This window comes from Longicatena sp. (genome assembly GCF_982403165.1).
In genome coordinates this window covers 1-3786 of the sequence record NZ_CEVYEL010000101.1, presented here as the reverse complement: position 1 = coordinate 3786, position 3786 = coordinate 1, and the positions used below count along the sequence as shown (strand labels likewise).

Below are 3786 nucleotides of genomic sequence, written 5' to 3'. Positions count from 1 at the left end.
GGAACCGTACGTACGGTGGTGTGAGAGGGTGATTTATTTCACCCTACTCGATTTGTATGAGGAAGGGGGAAGAAGAAAAAAAGGGTTGTGATGAGAGATGATGTGGATGAAGATGAGCAGATGAAAGTAGTTACTTAAGAAAAATTAAGATTTATTCGTTTTAAGAAGAGAAACGAGATTCAATAGGAAGATGTTGCGGAAAATAAAAAAAGTCTCTTAAATCGCTTAAAAACATCGATTTAGGAGACTTTAGATAGAAATACCTAATGTAAATAAGCAAAAAAGAGAGAAACTCTCTTTTTTTGTTTTTTTATACTCTACGAATTCCTGTAATACTCTGTCCGTAAGAAGCCCATTCACTGACACCACTTACAATAACACCCATACTAGGATTTGCTGCATGAACCATCTGTCCACCACCAATGTAAATAGACACATGAGATCCGCCATCCCAAACGATGACATCTCCATACTGCATGTTGTTGTAAGAAACCGCAGAACCCATACCAGCCTGGCCATAACCAGATCTAGGTACGCTTACTCCGACTTGATTGTATGCATAGTAAATTAAACCTGAACAGTCGAATCCAGCAGGACTAGCACCACCCCATACGTAGTTATAACCTACATAAGAAGATGCAATTGATGCAGCAGAACCATTACCGGCATGACCAGCAGGGTTCAAATTTGCATTGTTATTCTTTTTTGGAGCTGAATAAGAAGTAGACGCTGCTGTTTCATAAGTTGTTGTTTCAGCTTTCGCTTTCTTCTTAATTTTCTTAGCTACACCCTTCTTATCGAATTTGTAACCATCTTTTTTCGTATCTGTGTAGGCATTTCCATTCTTACTGAAAAGGTACTTCTTACCTTTAATGGTCTGCCAACCTTTTAAACGATAGCCATACTTGTTATAGTACTGAATCATATCGTTTTCATGTGTCCAACCGGATTTTAAAGTACCGTTAGACTGGAAGTTATACTTTTTACCATCAATCTTAGTTTCACTTGTTGCCAGAGAACCATCTTCTTTGAAGTAGACTTTTTTACCATTCAGCTTCATCCAACCTTTCTGGATGTTGCCGTTAGCATCAAAGTTATAAGTCTTACCATCAATTTTCTGTTCACCGGTAACTTTTACACCATACTGGTTATAGTATGTAGTGTTTTCATCTTGCCATCCAAGTAACAGTTTTCCGTTTTTCTGGAAAGCGTACTTGTGACCATCAATCACCACGTCACCACTTACTCGTTCACCGTTTGCGTTGAAATAATAAGTGCTTTCGTTGATTGTTTTCCATCCTGTAACAGCTCTACCTTCATCATTCAGGTAGTAGACAGCACCTGTTTCTTCAAACAGCCAAGCTGTTTTAACTTTTCCATCTACCATGTAGACGCCATCGTGCCATCCGTCTGTATTGGATGCTGCATATACTGTTGTAACAGCAGAGAGCGCTGTAGCAATTCCTAAGACAAGAGCAACTTTTTTTGTGTTCTTTTCGATAAAGTTCATGTTATCACCTCGACATCAACGTCCTCATTGTAACAAAGACTTTTTAATCGTGCAACCCGCATTTTTTGAAAATCTTACGTTTTTGTCACTTTACGACCCCATTTGAAATCCGCATTTAACCGATGAACAAAGGCTTAATGACATTTTTTAAAATTCTTAAAATTTTTTTTATTTTTTTTTAAATTTGCCTGTTTTTTATTGACTTTCGACAAAAAAGCCCTATTTATCAGCTATTGCGTAAAAACCAGTAGGTAGAGCCGTTACTGGAAGGTACTCCCGTAATCGGATTTACTTGTACTTCCATGATATCATCACTTGGTTGATACCAGATATTTTTCTGATTTTTATACAGTGTGTTGATTGTATCCTGAAAGATCTTTTTACTGTTTGCATAATATTGTTTTGCCAGCTTGCGATTATCATCAAAGCCACACCATACCCCGATGACATATTCCGGATTGTACCCCATGACCAAGGAATCCCAATCACTCGTTCCAGATTTCGCAGCCATTGTCACTTTCGGCTGATAGCCATACATACTTGGAAACGCATAGCCTTTATTGCGAATATCAAAAGTTGAAGTCAGCAATTGTGAGAGCAGTAAAGTTTCATTTCGCTGCAGCATGCGTTTAGGAGTTGTCTTATGTTCATATAAAACTTTATCATCGCTTGTTACAGATGAAATCATCGTTGGTTTAACATAAAGCCCTTCAGAAGCAAACGTCGTATAAATGCGCGACAGCTCCAGTAAATTCATATTCACAGTGCCTAAGGCTTCACTTGGGTTTGGCTGTGATTGTTTAATGTCAAAATCCAATAGTGCTTGATGCAGGGTATCTTCACCTAAAAACAGATGAGTTTTAACGGCATAGATGTTGTCACTTAATGATATGGCATTGATCAATGAGATTTTTGCATTGGCATATTGATCATCATAATTGCTTGGGGCATAAGTTTCGTTGTTCGCAAGGCGAAAGGTTGTTTTCTGTGAAGTAAATTGTGTGGCTGGGGTAAAGCCCTGTTGTAAGGCACAGTAATATAACAGTGGTTTAATCGTGCTGGCAACTTGACGCGAAGACTGGCTGGCCCGGTTATATTGGGAAATGGTGTAATCCTTTCCTCCGGCAATTGCCAGGATATTACCAGTAAAGGGCTGAACGATGATACCTGCGGTTTCTAGTTCATCATTCATATCCATGTGAGCCCGTATGGATTTGTCTAAGGCCGCTTGTACATCTGGATCATAGTTTGTATGTACATGGATTTCTTGATCTAAGTCGATGGATAGTTCGTTGAGTTCTGCAATCACGGCATCAACGTAATATTCGTTCAGACCATTTTGACTATCTTTATGGTTTTGTGATAAGACCAGAGGTTCTTGGCGAGCTTGTGCTTCTTCAGCTTTTGTGATAACCCCATGTTCACGCATAAGTTTTAAAATGAGGTGTTGTCGCTTAATGGCATTCTCTTTGTGAAGGTATGGGGAATAAATACTGGGACCATTTGGAATACCTACTAGCATGGCCGTTTCCCCAACGCTTAAATCTTTCATATCGGAATCAAAGAAATAATGTGCAGCTGATTGTATGCCGTAAATGCCATGTCCAAAGTATGCCGTGTTTAAATAACCTTCTAAAATATCTTTTTTACTATATTGCATTTCTAGTCTTGTGGCATAGAAAAATTCTTGAATCTTGCGTGAAACCGTTTGTTCATTTGTCAGGAACAGATTTTTGGCATATTGTTGTGTGATCGTAGAACCCCCTTGCAGAATATCCCCATGTACCAGATTTGTTGATAAAGCTTTGATAATGCGAACTGGATCAAAACCGGCATGATAATAGAAGCGCTTATCTTCTACACTGATAAAGGCATCTTGTATGAATTCAGGAATATCGTCAATCGAAGTCCACTGCATATTTTTTTTAAAATTGGATTCATACATGACATTGCCATTGCAATCATAAATCGTGATATTTTTTCTTTGCTCATCCAGGGGCAATCTGTCTATGAAAGCATATGTGTATAACAAGATAAAAGCCGTAAGAATAAAAAAGATACTGCCAAAGATAATTCTGCGAAACCATTTCATAAGCGACACCTCTTTACGATATTAGTTTGAACATCTCCTTGTCTTTTAAACAAACTGATACAGAAAGACGTAGAACTATATATTCTATTAATAGAATATTATAAATATATATGTTGTTTCGTTTGTGCAGAAAAGTTATGCGTATAGAAGCAGGTAAAGCTTTTATATTTAAAAACAGGTTACA

2 protein-coding genes are annotated in these 3786 nt (G+C 37.8%); both read right to left on the bottom strand.

The annotated features are described in order from the left end of the window. Positions 1-310 precede the first annotated feature (310 nt). Positions 311-1510, bottom strand: coding sequence for a C40 family peptidase (locus AC1VS3_RS12755; RefSeq protein ID WP_008691209.1), 1200 nt, complete (start codon positions 1508-1510; stop codon positions 311-313). Between the two features lie 226 nt (positions 1511-1736). Further along, positions 1737-3602, bottom strand: coding sequence for a transglycosylase domain-containing protein (locus AC1VS3_RS12750; RefSeq protein ID WP_008691212.1), 1866 nt, complete (start codon positions 3600-3602; stop codon positions 1737-1739). Positions 3603-3786: the final 184 nt, after the last annotated feature.

What these genes read in the sequence shown, in the direction of transcription:
- AC1VS3_RS12755 (WP_008691209.1), bottom strand. Translation starts at nt 1,510, where the DNA reads ATGAACTTTATCGAAAAGAACACAAAAAAAGTTGCTCTTGTCTTAGGA.
- AC1VS3_RS12750 (WP_008691212.1), bottom strand. Translation starts at nt 3,602, where the DNA reads ATGAAATGGTTTCGCAGAATTATCTTTGGCAGTATCTTTTTTATTCTT.